This is a genomic window from Paracoccus sp. Z118 (assembly GCF_019061185.1).
GTDB lineage: Bacteria > Pseudomonadota > Alphaproteobacteria > Rhodobacterales > Rhodobacteraceae > Paracoccus.
In genome coordinates, this window is sequence record NZ_JAHQZU010000014.1 from 24668 (window position 1) to 44785 (window position 20118).

The 20118-nt window shown below is 67.5% G+C and carries 20 protein-coding genes; 2 read left to right on the forward strand and 18 right to left on the reverse strand.

Going from position 1 to position 20118, the window contains the following annotated elements; all coding sequences use genetic code 11:
* Positions 1–140 precede the first annotated feature (140 nt).
* From KTN05_RS12325 to pobA, 10 genes are read right to left on the reverse strand one after another with little or no spacing between them, the layout of a single operon-like run.
* The gene (locus KTN05_RS12325; protein WP_217329713.1) at positions 141–1460 is read right to left on the reverse strand and encodes a TRAP transporter large permease; all 1320 of its coding nucleotides are present in this window, start codon (positions 1458–1460) and stop codon (positions 141–143) included.
* Complete coding sequence (locus KTN05_RS12330; protein WP_217329714.1) at positions 1457–1978, reverse strand: TRAP transporter small permease; 522 nt, start codon at positions 1976–1978, stop codon at positions 1457–1459. The genes KTN05_RS12325 and KTN05_RS12330 overlap by 4 nt, the downstream gene beginning before the upstream one ends.
* Before the next feature lie 15 nt (positions 1979–1993).
* A complete protein-coding gene (locus KTN05_RS12335; protein WP_217329715.1) occupies positions 1994–3019 on the reverse strand; it encodes a TRAP transporter substrate-binding protein in 1026 nt (341 codons plus the stop codon).
* A complete protein-coding gene (locus tag KTN05_RS12340) occupies positions 3016–4350 on the reverse strand; it encodes a lyase family protein (protein ID WP_217329716.1) in 1335 nt (444 codons plus the stop codon). Before KTN05_RS12340 ends, KTN05_RS12335 begins: the two co-directional genes overlap by 4 nt.
* On the reverse strand, positions 4347–5186 hold the full coding sequence (locus KTN05_RS12345) for a 3-keto-5-aminohexanoate cleavage protein (protein WP_217329717.1): 840 nt from the start codon (positions 5184–5186) through the stop codon (positions 4347–4349). Before KTN05_RS12345 ends, KTN05_RS12340 begins: the two co-directional genes overlap by 4 nt.
* 5 nt (positions 5187–5191) lie before the next feature.
* Positions 5192–5902 (reverse strand): protocatechuate 3,4-dioxygenase subunit alpha, encoded by a 711-nt coding sequence (locus tag KTN05_RS12350; protein WP_217329718.1) that lies wholly within the window; start codon positions 5900–5902, stop codon positions 5192–5194.
* 1 nt (position 5903) lies between these two features.
* Positions 5904–6626: a protocatechuate 3,4-dioxygenase subunit beta gene (pcaH, locus tag KTN05_RS12355; RefSeq protein ID WP_217329719.1), complete on the reverse strand. Its 723-nt coding sequence runs from the start codon at positions 6624–6626 to the stop codon at positions 5904–5906.
* Complete coding sequence (pcaC, locus tag KTN05_RS12360; RefSeq protein WP_217329720.1) at positions 6623–7009, reverse strand: 4-carboxymuconolactone decarboxylase; 387 nt, start codon at positions 7007–7009, stop codon at positions 6623–6625. Before pcaC ends, pcaH begins: the two co-directional genes overlap by 4 nt.
* Entirely contained in the window at positions 7002–7790 is a 789-nt protein-coding gene (gene pcaD, locus KTN05_RS12365; RefSeq protein ID WP_217329721.1) for a 3-oxoadipate enol-lactonase, read from the reverse strand. Before pcaD ends, pcaC begins: the two co-directional genes overlap by 8 nt.
* On the reverse strand, positions 7790–8959 hold the full coding sequence (gene pobA / locus KTN05_RS12370; protein WP_217329722.1) for a 4-hydroxybenzoate 3-monooxygenase: 1170 nt from the start codon (positions 8957–8959) through the stop codon (positions 7790–7792). Before pobA ends, pcaD begins: the two co-directional genes overlap by 1 nt.
* 91 nt (positions 8960–9050) lie before the next feature.
* Between pobA and pcaQ the strand changes: the two genes are divergently transcribed.
* Positions 9051–10025 carry a pca operon transcription factor PcaQ gene (gene pcaQ / locus KTN05_RS12375; RefSeq protein ID WP_217329723.1) on the forward strand — a complete coding sequence of 325 codons (975 nt, stop codon included), beginning with the start codon at positions 9051–9053 and terminating at the stop codon, positions 10023–10025.
* On the opposite strand, the gene KTN05_RS18565 is transcribed toward pcaQ, so the two are convergent.
* The 6 genes from KTN05_RS18565 to KTN05_RS12405 all read right to left on the reverse strand — a co-directional run bounded on the left by KTN05_RS18565 (position 10022) and on the right by KTN05_RS12405 (position 16660).
* Positions 10022–10366: an ATP-binding cassette domain-containing protein gene (locus KTN05_RS18565; RefSeq protein ID WP_217329746.1), complete on the reverse strand. Its 345-nt coding sequence runs from the start codon at positions 10364–10366 to the stop codon at positions 10022–10024. The genes pcaQ and KTN05_RS18565 overlap by 4 nt on opposite strands.
* A 249-nt stretch (positions 10367–10615) precedes the next feature.
* Positions 10616–12148 (reverse strand): AMP-binding protein, encoded by a 1533-nt coding sequence (locus KTN05_RS12385; RefSeq protein WP_217329724.1) that lies wholly within the window; start codon positions 12146–12148, stop codon positions 10616–10618.
* Positions 12145–13575, reverse strand: a complete 1431-nt coding sequence (locus tag KTN05_RS12390) for an aldehyde dehydrogenase family protein (RefSeq protein WP_254368177.1) — start codon at positions 13573–13575, stop codon at positions 12145–12147. Before KTN05_RS12390 ends, KTN05_RS12385 begins: the two co-directional genes overlap by 4 nt.
* Before the next feature lie 55 nt (positions 13576–13630).
* Positions 13631–14602: a tripartite tricarboxylate transporter substrate binding protein gene (locus KTN05_RS12395; RefSeq protein ID WP_217329725.1), complete on the reverse strand. Its 972-nt coding sequence runs from the start codon at positions 14600–14602 to the stop codon at positions 13631–13633.
* Between the two features lie 55 nt (positions 14603–14657).
* Positions 14658–15131: a tripartite tricarboxylate transporter TctB family protein gene (locus tag KTN05_RS12400; RefSeq protein WP_217329726.1), complete on the reverse strand. Its 474-nt coding sequence runs from the start codon at positions 15129–15131 to the stop codon at positions 14658–14660.
* Positions 15128–16660: a tripartite tricarboxylate transporter permease gene (locus KTN05_RS12405; RefSeq protein ID WP_217329727.1), complete on the reverse strand. Its 1533-nt coding sequence runs from the start codon at positions 16658–16660 to the stop codon at positions 15128–15130. Before KTN05_RS12405 ends, KTN05_RS12400 begins: the two co-directional genes overlap by 4 nt.
* Before the next feature lie 136 nt (positions 16661–16796).
* Here KTN05_RS12405 and KTN05_RS12410 point away from each other — a divergent pair, with 136 nt between their 5' ends.
* On the forward strand, positions 16797–17834 hold the full coding sequence (locus KTN05_RS12410; protein WP_217329728.1) for a substrate-binding domain-containing protein: 1038 nt from the start codon (positions 16797–16799) through the stop codon (positions 17832–17834).
* 345 nt (positions 17835–18179) lie between these two features.
* Here KTN05_RS12410 and KTN05_RS12415 read toward each other — a convergent pair whose 3' ends face one another.
* Positions 18180–19130 (reverse strand): ABC transporter ATP-binding protein, encoded by a 951-nt coding sequence (locus KTN05_RS12415; protein WP_217329729.1) that lies wholly within the window; start codon positions 19128–19130, stop codon positions 18180–18182.
* Positions 19127–20116 carry an ABC transporter ATP-binding protein gene (locus KTN05_RS12420; protein WP_217329730.1) on the reverse strand — a complete coding sequence of 330 codons (990 nt, stop codon included), beginning with the start codon at positions 20114–20116 and terminating at the stop codon, positions 19127–19129. Before KTN05_RS12420 ends, KTN05_RS12415 begins: the two co-directional genes overlap by 4 nt.
* Positions 20117–20118: the final 2 nt, after the last annotated feature.

The following is a 20118-nucleotide window of genomic DNA, read 5'->3' on the forward strand; positions in this document are numbered from 1 at the left end:
GTGACGAAACACCGCCTGAAAGAAATGGCCGCTCGGGGCTGACCAGCCCTACCCCATCCCTGCGCGAGGGTAGGAAACCATAGAAACGACAAGGCCGCCGCACCGCCGGGGATGCGGCGGCCCGTTTTCTCCCGGCCGGTTCAACTGAGCGCCCGGACCAGTCCCAAGCTTATCACCGGGAACAGGATCAGCAGCACGATCCGCAGCACGTCCGAGATCAGGAAGGGCGTCACGCCCTTGAAGCTCTCCCACATCGGCACGTCGCGGGCCATGCCGTTGATGACGAACACGTTCATGCCGACTGGCGGGGTGATCAGCCCGACCTCGACAACGACCACCGCGAGGATGCCGAACCAGATCAGCGTATCCTCGCGGCTCATGCCGAAATCGAGGCCCGCGACGATCGGGTAGAAGATCGGGATCGTCAGCAGCAGCATGGACATCGAGTCCATCACGCAGCCCATCGCCATATACAGGAGCAGGATCGCCAGCAGCACCATCATGGGCGACAGCCCGGCCTCCACGATCATCTGCGAGGCGAGCATCGGGGTCTGCGTCGCCGACAGGAAGGCGTTGAACATCTCGGCCCCCAGCATGATGAGGAAGATCATGGCCGAGGTTCTCGCCGTTCCCATCAGGCATTCGACCAGCCCCGGCAGCCTCAGCCCGCCATGCAGGACGGCCAGCACGAAGGTGCCGAACGCGCCCACCGCCGCGCCCTCGGTGGGCGTGAACCAGCCGCGATACATCCCCACGATGACGAGGCCGAAGATCAGGATGATGGACCACGTCTCCTTCAGCGACGCCAGCCGTTCGGCCCGGCTGGACCGTTCCGCGGCGGGACCGGCCGCGGGGTTCAGGCGCACATAGACCGCCACCGCCAGCATGTAGCCAAGGGCGGCGATGATGCCGGGGATCATGGCGGCGACGAACATCTTGGCGATGCTCTGCTCCGTCATCAGCGCGTAGAGGACGAGGATCACCGAGGGCGGGATCAGGATGCCCAGCGTGCCGCCCGCCGCCAGCGACCCGGTGGCGAGCGCGCCCGAATAGTTGTAGCGCCGCATCTCGGGCAGGGCGACCTGGCCCATGGTCGCCGCCGTCGCCAGCGAACTGCCGCAGATCGCGCCGAAGGCCGCGCAGCCGCCGATCGATGCCATCGCCAGCCCGCCGCGCCGATGCCCCAGGAAGGCCGCCGCAGCACGGTAAAGCGCGCGGCTCATCCCCGCATGGGTGGCGAACTCGCCCATCAGCACGAACAGCGGGATGACCGACAGCGAGTAGGTCGAGAACTGGTAATAGGTGTTGGTCTTCAGGAAGGCCATCAGCGGCATCCAGCCGCTGACCAGCCCGTATCCGGCGATGCCGGTGGCCAGCATGGCCACGGCGATGGGGATGCGGATGGCCATCAGCGCCAGCAGCACCGCGAAACCCGTCAGCCCGGCGGCGATCCCGGTCATGCCTGTGCCTTCCTGATATGCCCGAGCAGCGTGAAGAAGGTCGTCACGATCAGCAGCGCCATGGCCGGCATGATGATGACGAAGCTCCACCAGATCGGAATGCGCAGCACCATCGAGCTTTCCCCGTAGCTGAAGAAATCCGTCGCGCCGTGCCACAGCCGCCACGTCAGCAGCGCCCCGATCGCCAGATAAGCGAGGTCGCCCACCGCCTCGAGCGCGTGGTTGGTGCGCGGTCCGGCCTTCATGGTGAAGAAATCCACCAGCACGTTGCCGCCCACGATCTGGCACCACGGCAGGAAGCAGAAGACCGTGATGGCCGAGAGTATCTCGACCATCTCGAAGTCGCCGGGGATCGGCGCGCCCATGACGGTGCGCAGCGTGACGCTGAGCACCGTCATCAGCATCATCGTCATCAGCGCGATGCCCCCGATTGTCGCGAACCAGCGGCAGAGGGCGACCAGCCAGCCGGGCACGGGCACCGGATGGGGATGTTCGGTGAGTGTGTCGGCTTCGGTCATGTCGCCCCCTCCGGCTTACTGCGCGCCCGCCGCGGCCAGCATGGCCTTGGCGTCGTCCAGCATCGCCTGCCCGTCCAGGCCCTTGTCGGTCATCGACTGGACCCACGCATCGACCACCGGCTGCACCGCCGTGCGCCACGGCTCCAGCTGGTCGGCGGGGATGACGTTGATCTGGGCGCCGGCGTCCAGGAACTTCTGGCGCTCCTCGGCCTCGACGCGGTCGAAGGCCTCGCCCGCCATCGTGGCGAGGGTCGCGCCCGAGTTGTCGTCGATCACCTTCTTCAGGTCGTCCGGCAGGCTGTCATATTTGGCCTGGTTCATCACCAGCGCCATGACGGCCGTGGACATGCCGCCGTTCTCGCTGCCGATCTCGGTATGGGCGTCGGTGATCTCCTCGATCCGAAGGGAGCCCACGACTTCCCACGGGATCTGCGCGCCGTCGATGACGCCGGTGGTCAGGGCCTGCGCCACCTCGGGCACCGGCATCCCTACCGCCGTCGCGCCCAGCGCGTTCAGCGCGTCGGTCATGGCGCGGGACGGCGCGCGGATCTTCTTGCCCCTCAGATCCTCCAGCGAGGTGATCGGGCCGGTCCGCATGTGGAACTTGTAGCCGGCGGGCGCGTGCAGCAGCAGCGGCTTCACCTGCCCCATCTCGTCGGCGAGATACTTGGCCTGGAACTCCTGCAGGGCCGTGGTGGTCTGGACGGCTGTGCCCGACAGGAAGGGCAGTTCGAACACCTCGGCGATGGGGAAGCGGCCGGGCGTGTAGCCGAGCAGCGTCCATGAGATGTCCACGATCCCGTCGCGGGCCTGGTCGAACAGCTGCGGCGGCTTGCCGCCCAGCTGCATCGAGGGGAACAGCTGCACGTCGATGCGGCCGCCCGACTGCTCCTCGACCGCCGCCTCCCAAGGGACCAGCACCTCGGTATGCATCGGCGCGTCGGCCGACAGGAAGTGGTGGACGCGCAGCGTGACGTCGGCGGCCATGGCCGCGCCGGTCAGCGACAGCGTGGCGAGCGCCGTCAGTGCGAAAGTTTTCATCGTGGTTGATCCTCCCTTTTGGATTTCGAGTGTTCCGGGTGGGCGCGCGCCTGGTCGGGCGCGGCGCCGGTCAGTTCTTCGGGGGCGAGGGCCCCCTTCCAGTCGCGGTCCGGCCGCAGCCGGGCCAGCGCATCGGCTAGCGTCGGGGCCTTGTCCGCCTGCACCAGCGCCAAGGCTTCGGCGACGAGGCGCAGCGCCTCGGGGCGCGGCATGGTCGCCGACAGCAGGAAGCCTGCCGCCTCGGCCCCCATCCGGCCGCGGTCGGCGGCGAAGGTCGCCGCGATCCGGCCGGGTTGCGGCGTGAGGCTTTCGGCCAGGTCGCCCCCGATCCGCAGCGCGGCGGCGGTGCGTTCCAGCATCGCGGGCAGGATATTCCACTCCAGCCCCAGCGCCATGCCGTCGCGTTCCTGCGCGTGGATCAGCGCCTGATGCATCCCCGCCAGATCGCCCGCGTTCAGCCGCGCGAGGCTGACCAGCGCCTCGCCCGCGACGGGGTTGGCCTTTTGCGGCATGGTGGATGACCCGCCGCCCGATCCCGCCGCAACCTCGCCGATCTCACTCTGGCCGAGCTGGACCAGGTCGAGGCCCATCTTGCCCAGGGCGCCTGTGACCAGCGACAGCCATCCCGCCAGTTCCGCCATGCCATCGCGGGCGGAATGCCACGGCCCGTCGGGCAGGCCCAAGGCCAGCGCCTCGGCCAGGGCCGCGCGCAGCGCCGGGCCATGGCCCGCGAAGGCCGCCTCGGTCCCCGCCGCGCCATGCAGCGACACCAGCAGCACGCGCGGGCGCAACTGCTCCAGCCGCTCAAGATTGCGGGCCAGCATCCCGCGCCAGACGGCGATCTTCGCGCCAAGCGTGATGGGCGCGGCGATCTGATGGCGGGTGCGCGCGGGGATCGAAAGGGTGGCATGGTCCGCCGCCTTCCGACCCAGCGCATCCTCCAGCGCCCTGAGGCGCGAGGCCAGCAGGTCCAGCGCCTGCGTCAGTTGCAGCGCCAGCCCTGTATCCACGATGTCCTGCGAGGTGGCGCCGTAATGGGCGAAGCTGCCGCAATCGCCAGCGGCCTGCTTCAGCGCCTTGATGACGGGCTGCGCGGTGATGCCCGCCTTGGCGACCTCCCCGGCCAGCGCGGCCGGATCGGGGTCGAGGCCGTCTGCGGCGGCGGCGATGGCCTCGGCGGCCTCGGCCGGGATCACCCCCAGATCGGCCTGCGCGCGGGCCAGCGCCACCTCGACCCGCAGCATGGCGGCGATCGCGGCCCGGTCCGACAGGACCGCCGCCATCTCCGCATCGCCGTAGAGCTGCCCGAGGAGACCGCCTGCCAGCATCATGCAGGCATCCGCAGTCCGAGGATCTGCCGCGCCTGCTGCCAGCTGGCGACGGGACGCTCATGCTTCTCGCACAGCTCGACCGCGCGGCTCACCAGCGCGGCGTTGGACGGCGCCAGCCGGTCGCGGTCCAGCCGCACGTTGTCCTCCAGCCCCGTGCGCGCATGCCCGCCGGAGGAGATCGCCCACTCGTTCAGCACGATCTGGTTCGGCCCGATCCCGGCCGCGCACCACGGCGCGTCCGCGCCGAACAGCCGCTTCACGGTGCGGATGTAATAGTCGAACACGTCACGGTCGGCGGGCATGGCGTTCTTCACCCCGATGACGAACTGCACGTAAGGGGTGCCCGCCAGCCGCCCGTCATCGGCCATCTTCCTGGCCTGCAGGATATGCGACAGGTCGAACGCCTCGATCTCGGGCTTCACGTCGTATGCCAGCATCTCGGCGGCCAGCCAGTCCACCAGGTCGGGCGGGTTCTCATAGACGCGGTTCGGGAAGTTGTTCGAGCCGACCGACAGCGACGCCATGTCCGGACGCAGGGGCAGCATCCCGCCCCGCGCCTGCCCCGCCCCCGAGCGCCCGCCGGTCGAAAGCTGGACGATCATGCCGGGGCAATGCTTCTCCAGCCCCTCCTTCAGCGCCGCGAAGCGGTCGGGGTCCGACGAGGGTTTCCCCTCGTCGTCGCGGACGTGGCAATGGGCGATGGTCGCGCCGGCCTCGAAGGCCTCGTGCGTGGATTCGACCTGTTCGGCCACGGTGATCGGAACGGCAGGGTTGTTTTCCTTGGTCGGAAGCGACCCGGTGATGGCGACGCAGATGATGCAGGGTTGTCCGGTCATGGCGCTCACACGTCGAAGAAGACGGTTTCGTCTTCGCCCTGAAGACGGATCTCGAAGCGATAGACCGGCTTGCCGTCCCGCTCGGAGCGTTTGGCGATCAGCGTGGCGCGGCGGTTTTCCCATTCGATCAGGTTCAGCACCGGATCGTCAGCGTTCGCCTCGGCCTCGTCCTCGAAATACATCCGGGTGTTCAGGCCGATGTTGATGCCGCGGGCGACGATCCACAGGTTCAGATGCGGCGCCATCGGGGCGTGCGACTCGTCCGAGCGGCCGAGCCAGTCGGGATGGGTGTCGCGGACGCGGTCGCTCACGCCCGACTGCATCTTGCGCCGCGGGTTCACGGGGCCGGGCTTGACGGTGTCGAAGCCCCATTCGCCGGTCGCGAAATCGGTGATGACACGGCCCCAGCCGCGGAATCCTTCCTCGACCGGACGCGGCGCGTCGGGACGAGCGTAGATGCCCTCGGCATTGGCCTGCCAGACCTCGATCAGCACGTCCTTGACCGGGCTGCCGGTGCCGTCGATCACGACGCCTTCGACGCGGATACGCTCGCCCTTGGCATTCGGGCCGGCGATGTCCCAGCCGAGTTCCTGATCGAAGATCTTGAAGCCCGCAGCGCCGGGCGCCAGTCCGATATGGACATAGGGGCCAGCCGTCTGCGACGACGATTCCCTGAGATATTGCGGCGCGTTGGCCGTCGCATCCACGATCTTCATGTCAGTTCCCCTCCAGCCGGTTCTCGAACATCGTGGACCGACGCCCGCGCAGAACGATGTCGAAGCGATAGGCCAGGCAATCCAACGGGACCGCCGCGTTCATGTCCAGCTTCGCGGTCAGCCGGTCGATGGCGTCGGCATCAGGGATCGTGTTCACGATCGGGCAGATCGGAATTAGCGGATCGCCCTCGAAATAAAGCTGCGTGATGAGGCGCTGGCAGAAGGCAGCCCCGAAGACCGAGACATGGATATGCGCGGGCCGCCAGTTGTTGACCCAGTTGCGCCAGGGATAGGCGCCCGGCTTGACCGTGCGGAAGAAGTAGTGCCCGTCCTCGTCCGTCAGCGTGCGCCCGCAGCCGCCGAAGTTCGGGTCGATCGGCGCCAGATAGGTGTCCTTCTTGTGGCGATAGCGGCCGCCGGCATTGGCCTGCCACACCTCGACCAGCGTGTTCGGGACCGGGCGCGCGTTCTCGTCCAGCACCCGGCCGTGGACGATGATGCGCTCGCCCACCGGATCGCCGTCCTTGGCGCAGTTCTTGATCAGGTCGTTGTCGATCGGGCTGATATCGCCGTGCCCGAAGGTGGGTCCGGTGATTTCCGACAGCGAGCCCTGCAGGCTGATGAGGCTGAATCGCGGGCTGCGCGCGACCGAGGTCTTGTAGTCCGGGGTCAGCGCGGCCGGGTGGATGCGCCTGTCGCGCTGATAATACTCGGCGGGGATCATCGGCTCTCCTCCTCTTGCATCTCGGCATAGGTCTGCTTGGCGATCTTCAGGGCGTGGTTCGCCTTGGGAACGCCGCAATAGATGGCGACATGCTGGAACGCCTCCTGCACGTCGCGCGGGCTTGCGCCGGTGCGGGCGGTGGCGCGGATATGCATCGGGATTTCCTCCCAGTTGCCCATCGCCGCCAGCAGCGCCAGCGTCAGCATCGAGCGTTCGCGGCGGGAAATGCCGTCCGAGGCCCAGACGGTCCCCCATGCGGAATTGGTGATGAGGTCCTGGAACGGCCTGTCGAAATCCGTGGCCTGCTCATCGGCGCGGTCCACATGGGCGTCGCCCAGGACGCTGCGGCGCACCGTCATGCCGGTGTCGAAACGGTCAGACATGGCCGACCTCCTTCATGAAACGGCTGAGGATCGCAGCATGGGCGGCGGGTGCCTCGACGCAGGGAATATGCGCGGCCTCTTCGATCACGTCGAAGCGCGCGCCCCGGATCAGGCCCGCGGTGGCCCGCACCAGATCGGGGGGCGTCGAGCCGTCGCGCGCGCCCGCGATCACCTGCACCGGCAGGCGCAGATCGGCGGCGGCCCCGGTCAGGTCGGCGCCCGCGATGGCCTCGCAGCAGGCGATATAGCCTTCCTGCGGCTGGCGGGCGAGCATCCGCCGCCAGGGCGCGTCGCGGCCCTCGGCCCGGAAGGCGGGCGAGAACCAGCGCTCCATCGTCACCTCGGCGATGCTGGCCAGACCGTTCGCGTGGATGGCAGCGATCCGGTCGCCCCACATCGCCGCATCGCCGATCTTCGCGGCCGAGTTCGAGATCACCAGTCCCGCCAGCAGATCGGGATGCCGCGCCGCCAGCGACTGGCCGATCAGCCCGCCGATGGACAGGCCGACGAAGACGACCCGCCCCAGCCCAAGCGCCGCGATCAGCGCGGCGGCGTCATCGGCCAGCGTCTCGATGCTGTAGGGGCCGGGGGTTTCCTCGGACAGCCCGTGGCCGCGCTTGTCATAGCGCAGCAGCCGCAGGCCGGGCGGCAGATGCGGGATCAGATCGTCCCAGACCCGCAGGTCGGTGCCCAGCGAGTTCGAGAACATCACCGCCGGGCCACCCTCCGGGCCCGACAGCGCCACATGCAGGTCCGCCCCGTTCGCCTGGATCGTGCGCATCAGTAGGGCAGCCCGACATAGTTTTCGGCGAAGGCGCGCTGTTGTGCCTCGTTGTCACGCAGGAAGGCGATGTCGGCCTGCTGCATCTTCAGATCGAACGGCGACATATGCGGGTAACGGTGCAGCAAGCCGCTGAACCACCAGCTGAAGCGTTCCGCCTTCCAGACGCGCAGCAGCGCCTTTTCGGAATAGCGGTCGATACCTTCGCTGTCATTGTCCTGATAATACTGCACCAGCCCTTTCCAGAGATACTGCACGTCGCTGGCGGCGGTGTTCAGGCCCTTGGCTCCGGTCGGCGGCACGATATGGGCGGCGTCGCCGCACAGGAACAGCCGGCCCCAGCGCATCGGCTCGGTCACGAAGGACCGCAGCGGGGCGATGGACTTCTCGATCGAGGGACTGGTGACGAGGCTGTCGGCAACATTTTCCGGCAGGCGGCGGCGGAGTTCGCTCCAGAACGCCGTATCGGTCCAGTCGCTGGTATGATCCGACAGCGCGCACTGGATGTAATAGCGCGACAGATTGGCGTTCCTCATGGAACACAGCGCAAAGCCCCGGTCCGAATTGGCATAGATCAGTTCGTCATGCACCGGCGGGGTTTCCGACAGGATGCCCAGCCAGCCGAAGGGATAGGTCTTTTCGTATTCGCGCCGAACGCTCAGCGGAATGGTCTGGCGGCTGACGCCGTGGAACCCGTCGCAACCGGCGACGAAATCGCAGTCGATGCGGTGGCTCAGCCCGGCGCGGGTATAGGTCACATGCGGATGGTCGGTGTCGGCGTCGTGGATCACGACATCATCCACCTCGAAGATGGTCTGCGCGCCCGCCGCCTCGCGGGCGTCGTAAAGGTCGCGCGTCACCTCGGTCTGGCCATAGACCACCACCGGCGTTCCGGTCAGTTCCTTGAAGTCGATGTGGAACATGCCGCCCTCCCAGGCGACCTGCGTGCCGTCATGGACATAGCCCTCGCGGTGCAGGCGGCCCGCGACGCCCGCCTCCTCCATCAGCCGCACGAGGCCGGTTTCCAGCACGCCCGCGCGGATGCGGCCCAGCACGTAGTCCCGCGTCTTGCGCTCCAGCACGACGGCCTCGATGCCGTGGCGGTGCAGCAACTGACCCAGCAGCAGGCCCGATGGCCCGCCGCCGATGATGGCGACCTGTGTGCGCATGACGGCTATCCTCCCTTCGCCGATGTTGACCTGACCGGAACAGCAAGTAAAATGAGAAGTCACAGGGGACGATTACCGGAATTGGTAAGTAGTGGACCGCAGGATCCGCCTCAGGCACGTCCAGGCTTTCGTCGAGATCGTCCGGCAGGGCAGCCTGAAGCGGGCGGCCGAGGTGCTGTATCTGACCCAGCCCGCCATTTCCCGCACCATGACCGAGCTTGAGGAAATCGTGAGCGCGCGCCTGCTGAACCGCGGCGGGCGCGGCGTCTCGCTGACGCCGCAGGGCGAGTTCTTTCACGGTCATGCGCTGAACGGTCTGGCGGCGCTGGCGCAGGGGCTCGCCGGGCTTTCGCACGAGGGCGGTCGGACCGAGCTGTCCCTGCGGGTCGGCGCCCTTCCCTCGGTCGCGGCGCGGCTGATGCCGGATGTCGTGGCCGAGTTGCAGCGGGCCGCGCCGCATCTGCGGCTGAGCATCGCGGATGGCGGCCACGGGCATCTGACGGCACTTCTGCGCTCGGGCGATCTGGACGTGGTGATCGGGCGGCTCGGCGCGCCCGAGACGATGCAGGGGCTGAGCTTCACGCAGCTGTATCTGGAGGATGTGGCCGTGGTCGTCCGGCCGGGCCATCCGATCCTGGACAATCCCGACCTGCGCCGGATCGCCGAGTTTCCCGTCATCTACCCGACCGAGGCGGCCGCGATATATCCGTTCGTCGAGCGGCTGCTGATCGCTCATGGCGTGCTGCGCCCCCAGCGCCGGATCGAGACGGTGTCGGGCGCCTTCGGCCGGGTCTATACCCGGCAGAGCGACGCGATCTGGTTCATCTCGACCGGCGTGGTGGCGCGCGAGATCGCGGACGGCCGGCTGGTCCGCCTGCCATTCGGCACCGCGCTGACCGAAGGCCCCGTCGGCCTGATGACCCGCGCCAGCCTGCCCGAGACCAACACGCAGCTTCTGTTCCGCCAGGCGACGATGCGCGTCATCACGGGAGGCGTCGATCCGCCGCCGGATGGACAGGCGACAGGCCCGCCGAGGTATTCCACTGGGTCGGCCGAGGTGCGCTAGCCGCTGTCATCCTCAAGCGCCGGAAAGCAGGTTTCCAGACTGCCGCGGTCGTCCCCGGTCCGGCCGGTCTGCAAGATCAGGCCGACGGTTTCACAAATGTGGTCCTGACTTCCGCGTGCGTCACCGCCGGGCTGGATCGCCAGAGCGCGGGCGATCGCTATGCGCTGTTGCTGGCCGCCGGACAGCTGACGGCGATCGGCGTTTTCCTCGTGGCTCATTCCCACGCGCTCCAGCAGCGCCCGCGCCTCCGCCACCGCTTGTGCCTTGGAGCGACCGTGAGGGCCGTGCTGGGGCCGGCGCTGAAGGCGGGTGCCTCCGTTGCGGGCCTCAACGGCTATGATCGTGAACGCATCCTGCTGGCACTCGACCGCTGCCTGCGGGGCGAGGCTTCTACGCCCCCGCGCAGATCGCGCGCGACGTCCGCCATCACGGGATCGAGGGCCGCCCGGTCTGCGTTAACGCGCATCGCGAGGACTGCACGCTGGAGCACATGGCGGCGTGACCCGATCCACCGAAGCCAAGCCGGGCGGGACACCCCTGACTCGACGTCGCATCTGGGTCAGCGCGTTCATCCAACCTGCTCGCCCCTCTCAGGCCGGGACGTTCAGCATCTCGATGAGCTTCTTGCGCTGGATCTTGCCCGATGGGCCTTTCGGCAATTCGGGCAGGAAATGGATGCGATCGGGGGACTTGTAGGCGCCCAGCCGGTCGCGGCAGACGTCGATCAGTTCCTGTTCGCTGACCGGCGATCCCTCAACCAGCTTGACCGCCGCCTCGATCCGCTGACCGTAGCGGGGGCAGGGACAGGCGAATGCGGCCGCCTCGACGATGTCGGGATGGGTATAAAGCGCCTCGTCGATCTCGCGTGGGGCGATGTTTTCGCCGCCCTTTATGATCAGCTCCTTGAGCCGCCCCGTGATGAAGACATACCCATCCGGGTCCATCCTGCCCAAGTCGCCCGTCCGCAGCCAACCGTCGCGGGTCAGCGCTTCGGCGGTCGCAGCCTCGTTCTTGAGGTAGTGCTTCATCACATTGGGCCCGCGCACCAGAATCTCGCCTTCCTGGCCGCGCGGCACCTCGGCCTGAGCTGTATTCGCGATCATCACCTCGTTGCCGAAGGGGATGCCCGGCGATCCGATCTTGCGCGTCGCCGGCGGTAGCGGGTTCGACAGGATCTGTGCCGCCGTTTCGGTGAGGCCCATGGTTTCCACGATGGGCACGCCGAAGCGCCGTTCGAACGCCTGCTGCACGTCGGGCGAGAGCGGCGCCGAGGCCGAGCGGCCGAAGCGCAGCGGCGCGGCTGCCGCCTCGGCCTCGCCGCCTTTGGCGTGCAGCAGGTAGGAAATCTGCGTCGGCACAACCGAAAACCAGGTGCAGCCCGCTCGCGCAAGGTCCCCCCAGAACGTCGAAACGGAAAAGCGGTCGGGCATCGCCACGCTGCCACCCGACACCAGGGGCGCGATCACGGTCACGATCAGCCCGTTGATGTGATAAAGGGGCAGCACGCACATGGCGCGGTCGTCCACCGTCAGAGCATGGGCCAGCGTCGTCGCCTGCCCCCCCGCCAGCAGATTGGCCTGCGTCAGCACCACCCCCTTTGGCCGCCCGGTCGTTCCCGAGGTGTACATCAGAAGCGCGTCGTCATCTGCGTCGGGGCGCGAACCGGCGCCGTCGTCGGGCAGGTCAAAGGCGTCGGGGGTCAGCACCAGAACCGGAACGGAGAGTCCCGCATCCGCCTGCGCCTCGGCCACCGCTGCGGCCGTCGCATCCTGCGCGATGACCAGACGGGCTTCCGAATGGCCCAGGACATAGCCGATGATGTCCTTTCCAGAGACCAGGTTGACGGCGGTGGCGTGCCAGCCGCCATAGAACAGCCCCAGGATGGCAAGCGCCGACTGCGGGCCGTTGGTCAGCGCGAATGCAACCGTGTCGCCCGACCGGAGGCCTCGGGCGCGCAGTCCGGCCGCGAAGCCCCGCACCTTGCGGGCAAGATCGGCATAGGTCACCGACGTGCCCGTCCGGGGGTCCATCAGGAAGACGGCGTCGGGCGTCTGGTCGGCCCGCCGGTCGATCAGGTCGCGGACCGTCCCGCCGATGGCTGCATGGGGTTCTGAGGCGTTCATTTTCCGGCCACCTTCCAGTAGTCGCCCAGAACATCTTCGACCGAGACTTCACGCGCCGGGATAGGCCGCACTACCTTGGTCGTGTTCATGAAGTGGCTGTAGTTCAGGTTCTCGTCGATCGAATTGCCACCCCAGCTGCCACAGCCCATAGACAGCGAGAATGGCAGCCCGTTCTCGAACGAGCCGCCGGTTGCGAAGCAATGGGGCTGGTTGACGATCACGCGGCAGGTAGGCAGCGCCAGACCCAGCGCGATGGCTCGGTCGTCGCGGGCGGTGTGGATGCCGACGGAATGTCCCGCCCCTTGGTGCCGCAGCAACCGGGCGGCGATGTCTGCCGCGTCGTCATAGTCGCGGGCGCGGTAGACCGTGATCACAAGCGACAGCTTTTCGCCCGATTCGGGATGATCCGGCCCGATGCCTTCGCCTGGGATCATCAGGAACCGGGCATCGTCCTGATCGGGAACGATCAGCCCCGCCTCGGAGATTACCTGGCCGATGTCGCGGGCGATCATGCTGCGGTTCAGTCCCCCGTCCTGGAACAGTGCCGACTTGAGCCGCCCCGCGTCCTCGCCCTCGACCATTCGGCCGCCCGCTTCTGCCAGTGCGGCCATCGCCTTGTCGTGAACCGCGTCCACGATCACCAGCGCGTTTTCCGACGAGCATGAGGTGGCGTTGTCGAAGGTCTTGGATGCGGTGATGCGCGCGGCCGCCGCGGCAAGGTCGGCCGTCTCGTCGATGATGACCGACACGTTCCCCGCCCCGACCCCCACCGCGGGCGTTCCCGAAGAGTAGGCGCGGCGGACGTTGTCCTGGCTGCCGGTGACGACCAGCAGGTCCGCGGTTTCCATCAGTCGCTGCGTCTTGGCCTTTGACGCGGGGGCGGGCAGCATCTGAACCAGGTCACGCGGCAGGCCGAGCTTGTCCAGTTCGGCATGGATGTAGCCCACCAGCCTTTCACACACGCCCACGCCCTTGGGCGACGGCGCAAGGATGATCGCATTGCCGCATTTCAGCGCGTTTATGGCGTTGTTGGCGGGGGTCGCGACCGGGTTGGTGGACGGCACGATGGCCGCGACCACCCCGATGGGACGGGCGATGATGGTGAGGCCGCGCTCGGCATCCTCCCGCACGATCCCCTGGGTGCGCGCGCCAGCAATGTCGCGCAAGAGTCCCAGCGTCTTGCGGTGGTTCTTGACGACCTTGTCTCTGACGTTCCCGAGGCCCGTCATCGTGACCGCCATCTCGGCCAACTCGCGATTACGCACGGGCTCCATCAAGGCCCAGGCGGCGGCGGCGGCGGCGTTGTCATAGCGCGCCTGATCGGCATCCTTTTCGAACGCAGCCTGGGCGGCACGTGCGCGAGCCACCAGATCGTCCACCAGCAACTCTTCGTCCGACAGCGCCGCGGCGCCCATATCCTTGGCCATTCCGGCTTTCCTTTCCCTTATGCGGCAGCCCTGCCATCTCGCTGGCACGGCCCGGTCAAAGACCTTCCAGCACCTTTTCCAGTTCGCCGCGTGACGCGTCCCACATCTCCCGCACCTCGTCGCGGCCCATGACTCGCACCTCGGCGCCCCCGGCTTTCAGCTGCTCGGCCACGCGGGGCTCGTTGAACATGGCGGGCACTTTTTCGGCCAGAACCTCGATGACTTCGGGCGGGGTGCCCTTGGGCGCCATAAGCCCGCGGAAGTTGACGGAGGTATCGTCAACGTCGATGCCCCGTTCCATCAGTGTGGGCACGTCCGGCATGAATTCCGCGCTGCGCTCAAGATCGGCCACGGCCAGAACCTTGATATCGCCTGCCTTCATTCCCCGGTAAGCATCCGACAGATTATTGATGCCTGCCATGACGTTGCCTGCGATCACGGCGGTCATGGCGGCGGACCCACCACCCTGGGACGGGATATAGGCCAGGTCGATATCCGCCGCCTGTTCCATCTGCAGCAGGGCGATGTGGTGGCCCACGAACAAGCCAGCGCCTGAAACGGTCAGCTTGCCGGGGTTTTCCTTGGCATAGGTGACGAACTCCTCGATCGTGTTGAAGGGGCTGTCCTTGCCGACGATCACCACCGCCGGGTCCGCGCCCCAGTTGGCGATCGGCTCGAAGCTGTCGATGTCGAACTGCACCCCGCCCTCGACCGCCTGGGCCAGGAAATGGGGCATGTTGTAGACGGCCAGGGTATAGCCGTCGGCAGGGGCCTGCCGGACGAACCAGTTCCAGCCCACGCGCCCCCCGGCGCCGGGCTTGTTCACGATCACCATCGACTGGCCGAGGTAATCCTCCTCGCCGGAAACCATGGTCACGACGCGGGCCTGGAAATCCGTCGCCCCGCCCGCGCCATAGGACACCATCACCGACACCGGCCGGTCGGGATAATCCTGCGCGACCGCGGCCACCGGCCAGGCCAGCATGGCGCCTGCGGCCAGCGACAGAAGCGTTGTTCTTGCGTTCATTGTCTCTTCTCCTCCTTGTTGGCCACCGCGGACGTCAGATTGGCGTCCGTGGGCGTCAGAACAGTAGTCCTTGCGGCGTCTGAACCTGCAGCAGGCGGGCGAACAGTGCGTAGATCACCATCATGAAGGCCGCGGACACCGCGATGCGCCGCAGCCACCCGCCGCCATGAGTCAGGGGAACAGGGTCGTAGATCGTGTAGATCGCCAGAAACCCCAGGAACGAGGCCGCGTAGAAGCCCAGCAACGTCAGACCCGCGAAGATCAGCGCCACCACCACGGCCAACCCCGGCAGGATGTTCAGGAAGGGGCGCAGGCTGACCCCGCTGCCCACCCGCGCCAGCCCCAAGGCCGCGCGGGCGAAGTTCCAGACCGCGAGCACGAGCATCGCGACGGCGATGACGCGGGGGAACAGGAAGGCCTCGGCCGGTTCCTGGGTGAAGCTGAGGAATGTCACCCCCGCGGCCAGCGCCAGCACGGCTGAAGCCGGCACCAGGTGCTGCATGCGGTTGGCGGTCGTGGTCGTGGTCATGGCGTCACCTCGATGGGGTTGTCAGGCCGCGGGGCCTCCGTCCGGTCGCGGGCATGAACCACGTTCGACCAGAAGCTGTAGCCGACCGAGGCCACGATCAGCACGATCAGGAACAGGTTCATCACGCCGCCGAAGAAGTAGGGAAGCGCGCCGTCTCCCGCCTCGGCGATCATCGCGCCCTGGATGAAGTTGGCTTCCGCGATGGGGCCAAGGATCAGGCCCAGCACGAGAGGCGCGGCGGAAAAGCCGAACTTCTCGAAGAAATACATCCCGACGCCCAGCACCAGCATGATCAACACGTCGTCCATCGACTGCTGGACCGAATAGGTGCCGAAGATCGCCAGGATCACCACGGCCGCGGCCATCACCGGCTGGGGCGCGCGCGCGATCTTCGCGGCCCAGGACGCGATCATGATGCCGAAGATCACCATCATGATCTGCCCGATCAGCATCGAGTTGATGAATGTCCAGGCAACGTCGGGATGATTGTCGAACAGGTCGCTGCCCGGGAAGATACCGTGGATCAGCAGTCCGCCCAGCAGGACGGCCGCCGTGGGACTGCCGGGGATCGACAGCGTCAGCAGGGGCACGAGCGATGGGCCGACCATGGCGTTGTTGGCCGCTTCGGCGGCGATCACGCCCTCGGAATGGCCGGTGCCGAACTTGCGGCGGTGGGGCGACATCTTGCGCGTCTGGTCATAGGCGACCAGCCCCGCGATCTGCCCACCCACGCCGGGGATCAGCCCGACAATCACGCCGATCACCGTGCCGATGCTCAGTGCCCGCCCGCTGCGGCCGATTTCGCGCATCGAATCGCCGACCGACTGCGGCGACACCTTGATCGACACTACGGCGGCGGTGCTGCGCCCCTTGGCGAACATGTCCAGCACCTGCGGGACCGCGAAGATGCCCAGCATCGCGGCGATGAAGTTGATGCCGCCCGCCAGCGAATCGGTAAAGATGAACCGCTGCGCCCCCTGGATGTCGTCATAGCCGATCATCGCCAGCCACAGCCCCAGGCAGCCCGACAGAAGTCCCTTCACGAAGGATCGTGAATCCAGGGACCCGATCACCGTGACTCCGAGAATTGCCAGCCAGAACAGGTGCGACGGGCCGAAGGCCAGCGCCCATCGCGACAGCAGCGGCGTCAGGAAGATCAGCAGAAGCACCCCCAGGACGCCCCCTACGCCCGAGGACAGGAAGGACAGGTGCAACGCCCGTGCCCCTTCGCCCCTTTTCGCCATCTCGTAGCCGTCGAGCGAGGTCGCGACGTTGGCCGGTGCGCCGGGGATCTTCAGCAGCACCGCGCTGACCGCGCCCCCCGCGACGGTCGAGGTATAAGCCGCGCCCAGCAGGATCAGCCCGTGCGCGGCTGTCATCTGAAATGTGAACGGGATCAGCAGGGCAACCGCCATCGTGGGCGACAGCCCCGGCGTGGCCCCCAGGATCAGCCCGCCGATCGTGCCGCCAAGCAACAGCAGAAAGGCCGTCGGTTCAAACACGTTACCGAAGTAGGCGATGAATTCCATGGTTCTGACATCCCCCCGTCCCGTGGCGCGATCGACCTGTCATCGGCTGACGAGCGCGCGGAGACTCAATGGTTAGGAGATGAAAATTAGCTTGCAACGTTTTTCATCCCGTGGAGGATGAACCCAGGAGAGAAGTATGACACGGACGCGGTCGCGCCGGGGCGCCCCCGGTATCGTCGAGGTCGCGGCACGCGCGGGCGTGTCGATCGCCACCGTGTCGCGGGCGTTCAACGCGCCCCAGATCGTCGCGGCCGAGACACGCAAGCAGATCGAGGCGGCTGCGAGGCAACTGGGGTATCAGCAGGATCTGACCTCGGGGACGCTCGGTCCGGGGTTTTCCGGCACCATCGGGATGATCGTGCCGACGGTCGATAACGCGATATTCTCCGAGATGGTCGAATCGTTTTCCCGCCGCCTGAACGAACACGGCCGCACCATGCTGATCGCGACCCATGGCTACGACCTGTCGCTCGAGGTGCCGATCGTCCGCGCGCTGATCCGGCGAAAGATCGATGGAGTGGTTCTGATAGGGCTGGATCACCTCGACACATCGATCGACATGCTGCGCGATCGCGCGATCCCGATTCTGGCCATCTGGAATCATCATGCGGATGCGTCGATCCCTTGCATCGGGACCGACAACCGGCAGGTCGGCGCCACGGCCATCCGCCACCTGCTGGACCTGGGCCACAGGGACATCGGCCTGCTGTTTCCCGAAACCGCACGCAACGACCGCGCCCGCGACCGTTTCACCGGCGCGCTGGAAGAGGCGGCGGCGGCGAATGCCCCCATCCGGCCCGAACGCATCATCTCCTGCCCCTATGACATCGGCGCCGCAAAGGACACGATGGCCCGCGTGCTGGCGGCGGGTCCGCCCACGGCGGTGCTGTGCGGCAACGACGTGATCGCCCACGGCGTCCTTTACGCCTGCCAAGCCGCGGGCGTCGCCGTTCCCGACCGGCTGTCGGTGATCGGAATCGGTGATTTCGCGGGCTCGGCTTACATCGAGCCGGGGCTGACGACCGTGCGCATGCCGGCCCGCCGGATCGGGGCCATGGCCGCCGACAGCATCGTCGAGGCCAGTCGTCGGGGTGCGGACCCGACGCCCGAGGCCACTGCTGTCGATTTCGCCCTGATCGTCCGGCAGTCCACTGGCCCCCCGCCCGCGCGATGAGGGCCTGCCGCAGTGCCGGGGCTGGGGCCTGAACGCTGGCTCGCGGATACTTGGGGCGCGGCCCATGCGCTGATGCGCCATGCGGCGGACCCGACCTGCCCGGCGGCACCCGGCACGGCCGAGGCGGTGCTGGCGCCCTTGCCGCTTAAGGCCTGCGGCTCTCCCCCGCGATCTCGGCCGGTCTGCGCGATCTCGGCTTTGCCCGCATTTGCAGAGGTCCGATATGTCCTCCGGGTTCCGGCACGATCCGGCAGCCGTCAGTTTGTTTTGGCAGGGCGTCGGGCACTGCCGGTCGCCCCCATCCGGGCCGGCACAGATGCCGGCGCTCACGCCGGCCGCATCGACCTAAGCGAGATGACAAGCCGCCATCTGCGTTTCGGTGATGGGCCGCAGTTCCGGCGGGACGTGGCGGCAATGGTCGATCGCGATCGGGCAGCGCGAGGCGAAGCGGCAGCCTTTCGGCAGGTTGATCGGGCTGGGCGGGTCGCCCTGAAGCTTGGCGCCGCCGCCGCGCCGGCGGTGTTCCGGCGCCAGCGAGGGCGCTGCCGCGATCAGCGCCTGCGTGTAGGGGTGGCGCGGCGACGCGAAGATCTCGGCCGCGGGGGCCTCTTCCACCACCTGACCCAGATACATCACCGCGATCTCGTCGCAGATATGGCGGACCACGCCCAGATCGTGGCTGATGAACAGATAGGTCAGCCCGGTTTCCCGCTGAAGCCGCCGGATCAGGTTCAGCACCTGCGCCTGCACCGCCACGTCCAGCGCCGAAACCGGCTCGTCGAAGACGATCAGGTCAGGCTGGGTCGCCAGCGCGCGGGCGAGGCCGATCCGCTGCCGCTGGCCGCCCGAGAACTGGTGCGGATAAAGTGACTTCAGCTCGGGGCGCAGCCCGACCTGTTGCAGCAGCTCCTCGACGCGAAGATCGCGGTCGGCGGGGTTGCCGAGATTCAGCAGGTCCATCGGCTGGCGGATGATGCTGGCGACGCGGTCGCGGGGGTTCAGCGACGAGAACGGGTCCTGAAACACCATCTGGAACCGGGGCCGCGCCTTGCGCAGTTCCTCGCCCTCGATGCTGCTGACGGGAGTCCCGTCGAGATCGACCTTGCCGGCGGTGATGGGCGCAAGCCGCATGACGGCAAGCGCCGTGGTCGTCTTGCCCGAGCCGGACTCGCCGACGATGCCCAGGGTCTTGCCGCGCGGGATGTCGAAGCTGACCCCGTCCACGGCATGGATGCTGCCGCCCTTGCCGACGGGGAAATGCACCTTGAGATCACGGACCGAGAGAAGTGCGTTCATGCCGGGATCACTCTTCCTTCAAGATGGATGCAGGCGGCCGAATGATCGGACGACATCGGGAAATGGGGCGGCTGCGCGAGGCGGCAGCGATCCACGGCCAGCTTGCAGCGCGGCTCGAACGCGCAGCCGCGCCCGAGATCGGTCAGCGCCGGAACGATGCCCGGAATCTCGGGCAGGTCCGCATCGGGATCGGCATCGATCCGCGGGATGCTGGCCAGCAGGCCGCGCGTATAGGGATGGCCGGGATCGTCCAGAACCGCATCGGCGGGGCCGCGCTCGATCACGCGGCCGGCATACATCACCGCGACCTTGTCGGCCATCTCGGCGATGGCGCCCATGTCGTGGGTGATGAGGATGATGGCCGTGCCGGTGCGGCGCCGCAGATCGTCCAGCAGGCCGAATATCTGCGCCTGCACGGTCACGTCCAGCGCGGTCGTCGGCTCGTCCGCGATCAGCAGCTTCGGCTCGCACGACAGCGCCATGGCGATCATCACCCGCTGCCGCATCCCGCCCGAAAGCTGGTGCGGATAGGCGTCGGCGCGCATCTCGGGCTCGGGGATGCCGACCGCGCGCAACATCTCGACCGCGCGGGCGCGGGCGGCCTTGGGGCTTACCCCCTGATGAAGCCGCACCGCCTCGGCGATCTGCTCGCCGCAGGTGAAGACGGGGTTCAGAGAGGTCATCGGCTCCTGGAAGATCATGGCGATGTCGCCGCCACGGATCTTGCGCATCTCGGCCTGGGACAGCTTCGTCAGGTCGCGGCCCTGAAAGTTGATGCTGCCGCCGACGATCTTGCCGGGTGGCGAGGGGATCAGCCCGAGGATCGACAGCGCGGTCATGCTTTTCCCGCAACCGGATTCGCCGACGATCCCCAGCAGTTCGCCCGGCTCGACGGTGAACGAGATGTCGTCGAGCACATGGGCGACGCCGTTGCGGGTGGCGAAATCGACCTTGAGGTTGCGGATGTCCAGAACGGGTTCGACCATGG